The following is a 6,077-nucleotide window of genomic DNA, read 5'->3' on the forward strand; positions in this document are numbered from 1 at the left end:
TCACGATGCTCCCTCCCCTGCCACCGGACCACCGGCCACGTCCGGGGTGGATGGCAACCCGACCGCCTGCTGGCGGTGCGCGAGGCCCTCGTCGAAAGCCTCGGCCACCGCTGCCACCGTCCATTCCGGGATCCGAACGGCCGGGAGGGCCACCCCGGGGTGGGTCATGAGCGAGAGTTCCTCGCCGTCCACCCGCACGACCTGCCCGGAGATCCCCGCGGCCGCGTCCGAGAGCAGGTAGACCACGGCCGGCGCGTTGCTGGACGGACTCTTGCCCACGTTCTGCCCCCGGGCCCGCTCACCGAGGTAGCGCTCGAAGGTGTCCGCCATCCGGGTGTGCGCGTTCGGCGACACGGCGTTGACGCGGACGGGCGTGCCGGCAAGGTCCGCGGCCCAGCAGTAGGTGAGCGACGCGACGCCGCCCTTGCTCGCACCGTACGCCCCCATCGCCGCCGAACCGGTGTGCGAGCCGGAGGTGACGTTCACCAGTGAACCGCCGCCCGGCTGGTCCAGCATGGCGCGGATGGCGTGCAGCCCGCAGTAGGCGGTGCCGAGCAGGTTGACCTCGATCACCCTGCGGAACTCCACCGGATCCTGTTCGCGCGGATCGGCCAACCGGAAGATGCCGGCGTTGTTGACCAGCCCGTCGATGCGGCCGAACGCATTCCGGCACGCCTTGACCAGCCGGCCGGCGCCCTCCCAGGAGGCGATGTCGGAATCGTCGCAGACGGCCCCGATCTCGGACGCCACCCTCGTTGCGGCGTCCACGTCGACATCGTTCACCACCACCGAGGCACCCTCGGCGGCGGCGAGACGGGCGTACGCCTCACCGAGTCCGCGGCCCGCGCCAGTGACCACGATCGCCTTGTTTGCCAGCCAGCCGGACTCTGCGTTGTCCGCACCCATCACCACAGCCCTCCCACGGCTTGCCCCTGGCGGTCCACCAGTGGCGCTCCGGTCAGCCCGCCGGACGCAACTCCTTGGGGCGCTCGACACCGATGGCCGCGCTGTACGCGTCGTCCAGCGCTGCGCCGCCGTCGTTCACCTCCGCCACGATCTCGCCGCGCACCAGCACGTAGCCCCGATCGACGACGCGCCGCAGCACGCCCAGCGCGGGCTCGGCCAGCAGCACCGCGACGCCCTCCCGGGCGAGCCCGGAAACCGTCGCGGCCAGCTCGCGGACGATCAGCGGAGCGAGACCGGTCATCATCTCGTCGAGCAGCAGCACCCGGGGCGAACCCATCAACGCCCGGGAGACCACGAGCATCTGCTGCTCACCGCCGGAGAGCACGCCGACCAGGCTGCGCAGCCGGGTCCGCAGGATCGGGAACCGGTCCACCGCCTCGTCCACCGCGGAGTTGGGCAGCCGGAGCAGTTCGGCCATCACGCGCAGGTTGTCCGCGACATTCAGGTGCGGGAAGAGCTGCCGCCCCTGCGGGACGACGCCGATCCCGGCCCGGGCCCGGGCGGCGGGCCGCAGCCGGCTGATCTCCTCGCCGTCGAGGTACACCTTCCCGCTCGCGGGCACCGAGCCGTACGCGGCGAGCAGCAGGCTGCTCTTCCCGGCGCCGTTCGGACCGACGATCGCGGTGACGGCGCCGCCCCGTGCGGTGATGCTGACCTCGGTCAACGCGCTGGCATGCCCGTATCGGACGCTCAGCCCCTCGATCTTCAGCTCATGACCGGACATCCTGCACCTCCGCCTTCGGGGAGCCGTCCCCGGCGTCATCGTCGTCGGCGTCCGATCCGAAGTAGACGCTCTGCATCTGCGGGCTGGCCAGGCAGTCGCGCGGATCGCCGTCGAAGACCACCCGGCCCCGGTCGAGCAGCATGATCCGGTCCACCAGGCGGGCGACGAGGTCAACGTTGTGGTCGACCAGGATCACGGCGTGGCCCCGCCGCCGCACGGTGTGGATCACCTCGGCGATGCCCGCGACGCCGCGCGCGTCGGAGCCGGCGAACGGCTCGTCCAGCAACAGCACCAGCGGGTCCTGCCCGAGCGCCCGGCCGACCTCGACCAGCCGCTGCTCGCCGAGGGTGAGGTCACCGGCCTCCCGGTCCAGATCGCGGATGCCCAGTTCGTTCGCGATCGCCCGCACGGCGGCCCCATCAGCTGCCCCTGTGGGCCGCAGCGCCCCGACGAACGCTCCGGTGATCATCTGCCAGAGCGTGGCGTGCCGTCGGGCGGCCCGCCCCAGCAGCAGATTGGCCCGGACGTCCAGTTCCAGCGCGAGCTGGGGGTACTGGAAGGTACGGCCCAGCCCGGCCCGGGCACGCCGTGACGCCGGCCCGGTGAGCTTCGATCCGCGCAGCGTCAGCTCGCCAGCGGTGGCCGCCTGGGCCCCGGAGATCAGATCGACCAGCGTGGTCTTGCCGGCGCCGTTCGGGCCGACCAGTCCGAGAACCTCCCCGGCCCGCAGTTCGAAGTCGACCTCCGACAGGGCGGTGACTCCGCCGTACCGCTTGGTCAGGCCGCGCCCGACCAGCAGGATCTCCTCAGCCACGGTCCGGCTCCTTCCGCAGCAGCGCCCAGCCCCGCGTGCGCAGCTTGTCGGCGTAGCCGACCACGCCGCGCGGCGCGACCAACATGATCACCAGTACCCCGAGCGCGAGCAGCAGCGTGCCGCTGGTCTCGATCGCCGGGAAGTTGAGCGTCAACTCGACCGCGATCACTGCCCCCGCGACCGCGCCCCACGGCGTGCCCGCCCCACCGATCAGCGGCATGAAGATGGCGAGGAAGACGATGTTCAGGGTGAACGTGTCAGGCGTGATGCTGCCGGCCGAGTAGGTGAAGAGTCCGCCGCCGACGGCCGCGATCGCCGCGCCGAGCGCCAGCGCCACGAGGTTCAGCACGGGGACCCGGACGCCGGCCGCCTCCACAGCCCGCGGGGCGTCCCGCATGGTCCGCACGATCACGCCCCACGGCGAGAGCCGCAGCCGATCCAGCAGGAACGCGATGACGCAGACGACGACCGCCGAGCCGAGCACCATTTGATAGTGACTCGGCGTCCAGCCGAACAGGTTGAGCGGCCGCAGGTTGCCCAGCCCGCCCGAGCCGCCGGAGAGGGCCTCCGCGTCGATGAGGAACGCGGTGAACGCCATGCCGAACAGCAGGGTCACCGCCGCGAGGAAGAACCCGGACAGCCGCCGGGTGACGAGCCCGAGCAGCACGGCGAGCAGCGCCGCCACGATCGGGCCGACGAGCCACGCCACCGCGAGCGGCAACCCGGTCTTCGCGGAGACCAGCCCGACCGCGTACCCCCCGATCCCGGCGTAGGCGCTGTACGCCATCGACAGGGACCCGGCCATCAGGTACGGCACGTACATCCCGAGGGCGATCAGGGCGTAGGTCGCCGCGGAGGTGACAAGTGTCTGCTTGTAGCCGTCAGAGCCGACCCAGAGCAGAATCAGCACGGCGGCGGCGCAACCGAGGGCGAGACCGCCGATGCCGGGAACTCGTCGGATGTCCCGGCCGGCGGCCACGGCGGCGGGCTGGGAGGTCTGAGTGGTCATGCGCGCACCGTCCGCACGAACAGTCCCTGTGGCTTGAAGGCGAAGAACAGCAGGGCGATGAAGAGCATCCCGTACACGTGCGCCTGGCCGCCGAAGTAGTACGGAAGGAACACCTCGACCAGCCCGAGCAGCATGCCGCCGAAGAGCGGCGCCCAGACGGAGCCGGTACCGCCCACTACCACGGCGAGGAATCCGGACAGCGACCAGGCCAGCCCGGACAGCGAGTTCACGCCGGCCTTCGGGGCGAAGAGAATGCCGGCCAGCGCGGCGACGAAACCGGCAAGCACGAACGCGATCAGCCGGATCCGGTTGACTGGCAGGCCGAGCAGTGCCGCCGCGCGGTTGCTGTCACCGACCGCCCGCAGCAGCCGGCCGGTCCGGGTCGACCGGATCCAGACGGCCGACAGCGCGAAGGAGAGCAGCGCCACCCCGATCATCAGCAGTGAGCTCGGCTGGACGGTGACCTCCCCGACCGTCACCGGGTCGAAGGTCGCCAGGCTCTGCCCGGGCAGGGTCGGGTATCCGAAGACGTAGCCGGCGAGCTGCTGGATGGCGAAGAGCACCGCCGCCACGGCGACCAGCGCCGGCAGTTCACCGCCGCCGCTGCGCTTCTGTACCGGACGTACGACGCCCAGCTCGGTGAGGGCGGCCAGCCCGATGGTCACCGCCACGGCCGTCGCGGCGGCCGGCCACACCCCGAGGTCGTAGGTGATGACCAGCCAGCTGGTGCAGAGGCCGCCCATCATCGCGTACGGGCCGATGGCGAAGTTGAAGAAGCCGGCCCCGACGTGGATCAGGTAGTAGGCCAAGGCCAGCATGCCGAAGAAACACCCCATTTCCACGGCGGAGAGCCAGAGCTGGAGGTCTGTCATCGAAACTCCTCGTGAGCGCCTACCGCGAGCGGGCGAGCCGCGTCAGCTCGCCCGCCTCCTCGTGGGGTCAGTTCGAGCACGGGGGCTGGAACGTCGCCCACGGCCCCTTGGGCTTGTTGTCCGCCCCGAACTCGATCAGGGAGAGGCCACATGCCCCGTCCGCGCCGAGGTGCTTGCTGGCAGAGAAGGAGAGCGTGAAGCTGCCCTGCCCGAAGGTCGCCTGGTAACCGGTGATGCTCTGGATCGCCTCGTTGAGCTTCTTGGGGTCGTCCGGCCCGCCGGCCTTCTCGATGGCGAGCTTGAGGAGCTGCACGGAGTCCCAGCCCTGGGCGTCGTACGCGGTGACCTGGTAGTTGTCGCCGTTCTTCTGCCTGAGGAAGTCGACCAGGGCCTTGGTGCGCGGGTTCTCCTGATTGATCGAGCCCATGAAGATCAGCCCCTCGAGGGCGCCCGGGTTGGCCAGCTTCCAGGAGGACGGCTGGTTGCCGATCGACGCGAGCGAGAAGCGCGGCTTCCCCTTCATCTGGGCCGCCAAGGTGTTCTGGGCGAGCACCTCGAACGCGCCACCGACGCTGGTGACCAGCACCGCGTCCGGATTGGCGTTCTTCAGCCGGGCGACCTGGGCCGAGAGGTCCGAGGCGTTGGCCGCGCCCTTCTCGGTAGCCACGGTCGTCACGCAGGAGATTCCGGCCAACAGCGACTTGTTCAACGCGGCGATGGTGGTCGTGTCATCCGTCAGGATGCCGATCTTGTTGATGTTGGCTGCCTTGAACGCCCCGCAGTAGACCTGCGCCCAGTCGGTGGTCGTGTTCGCGAGCATGTAGATCAGCTCGTTGTTCGGCGGCTCGACCAGCGTCGCGGTTACGCCGGTAGGCGCGATCGCCGGCAGGCCGAGCTGGGTCAGGGTGGACTTCGCCTGCATGACGGCGGCGCTGCCGCTCTGCAGGAAGAGCGCCTTCGCGCCCTGGCTGTGCAGCTTCTGCAGGACGGCCGGGACCTTTGTCGGGTCGCTCTCGTCGTTCTCGATAACGAGCCGCAGCGGACGGCCGAGGACGCCGCCCTTGTCGTTGATGTCCTGGACCGCCAGCCGGATGGTCTTGCCGGCGATGGTGCTGTAGGAGGCGCCGGGGCCGGTGCTGTCCTCGTCCATCCCGATGATGATGGGTTCGCCCTTCGCGGTGCCGTCGGTCGGCTTGTCGCTACCGCCCTTGCCCCCGCAACCCGCCGCCGCAAGGGCGAGGACGGCCAGGCTGGCGACCAACCGCGCCGTCGCTCCTCTGGTTATGGCCACTTCTCGCCTGCCTCACTCGATATGGCTGTCACTGACTCTTGGTCGTCCTTCTCATCGCGGCCACACTCTGCGCCGCGGAGCGCTGCGGCCACCAGCGATGGCCCACGCCGACGCCGATCGAGCCGGACAACCGACCGGGACAACCGGCAACCGAGCAAGCGCTAGGTTGTTATAGTGCTGTCGGTCATACGGCGTGTCAAGGGCCACCATGCTGCCCGCGTATTACGAAGGGATCAAGAAGTGCGCTCTTCGGGATCCCGCCGGTTGACCTGCGGATCCAGCACGCGCCGACGACGGAAGGGCCAACCGATGTGCCCGGTTCGCCGCGCGCTGCCCGGCCCGCGCTCGCACCGAAGGTTGCGACGGACAGCGGAAAGCCTTCACCAACGACAAGGAGGGTG

The 6,077-nt window shown here is 70.3% G+C and carries 7 protein-coding genes; all 7 read right to left on the bottom strand.

The window, feature by feature from the left end; all coding sequences use genetic code 11:
* The gene (locus ONA70_RS34010; protein WP_265010585.1) at positions 1-906 is read right to left on the bottom strand and encodes an SDR family NAD(P)-dependent oxidoreductase; all 906 of its coding nucleotides are present in this window, start codon (positions 904-906) and stop codon (positions 1-3) included.
* A gap of 52 nt (positions 907-958) precedes the next feature.
* Positions 959-1,690, bottom strand: a complete 732-nt coding sequence (locus ONA70_RS34015; RefSeq protein ID WP_265010586.1) for an ABC transporter ATP-binding protein — start codon at positions 1,688-1,690, stop codon at positions 959-961.
* The gene (locus tag ONA70_RS34020; RefSeq protein WP_265010587.1) at positions 1,677-2,504 is read right to left on the bottom strand and encodes an ABC transporter ATP-binding protein; all 828 of its coding nucleotides are present in this window, start codon (positions 2,502-2,504) and stop codon (positions 1,677-1,679) included. The genes ONA70_RS34015 and ONA70_RS34020 overlap by 14 nt, the downstream gene beginning before the upstream one ends.
* On the bottom strand, positions 2,497-3,513 hold the full coding sequence (locus ONA70_RS34025; RefSeq protein ID WP_265010588.1) for a branched-chain amino acid ABC transporter permease: 1,017 nt from the start codon (positions 3,511-3,513) through the stop codon (positions 2,497-2,499). The genes ONA70_RS34020 and ONA70_RS34025 overlap by 8 nt, the downstream gene beginning before the upstream one ends.
* Positions 3,510-4,385: a branched-chain amino acid ABC transporter permease gene (locus ONA70_RS34030; RefSeq protein WP_265010589.1), complete on the bottom strand. Its 876-nt coding sequence runs from the start codon at positions 4,383-4,385 to the stop codon at positions 3,510-3,512. The genes ONA70_RS34025 and ONA70_RS34030 overlap by 4 nt, the downstream gene beginning before the upstream one ends.
* A 67-nt stretch (positions 4,386-4,452) precedes the next feature.
* Positions 4,453-5,646 (bottom strand): ABC transporter substrate-binding protein, encoded by a 1,194-nt coding sequence (locus tag ONA70_RS34035; protein WP_265010590.1) that lies wholly within the window; start codon positions 5,644-5,646, stop codon positions 4,453-4,455.
* 226 nt (positions 5,647-5,872) lie between these two features.
* The coding region (locus tag ONA70_RS34040) for a hypothetical protein (RefSeq protein ID WP_265010591.1) at positions 5,873-6,077 on the bottom strand (205 nt) is incomplete at its 5' end.

The organism is Micromonospora yasonensis, from assembly GCF_026013475.1.
GTDB classification, from domain to species: domain Bacteria; phylum Actinomycetota; class Actinomycetes; order Mycobacteriales; family Micromonosporaceae; genus Micromonospora; species Micromonospora yasonensis.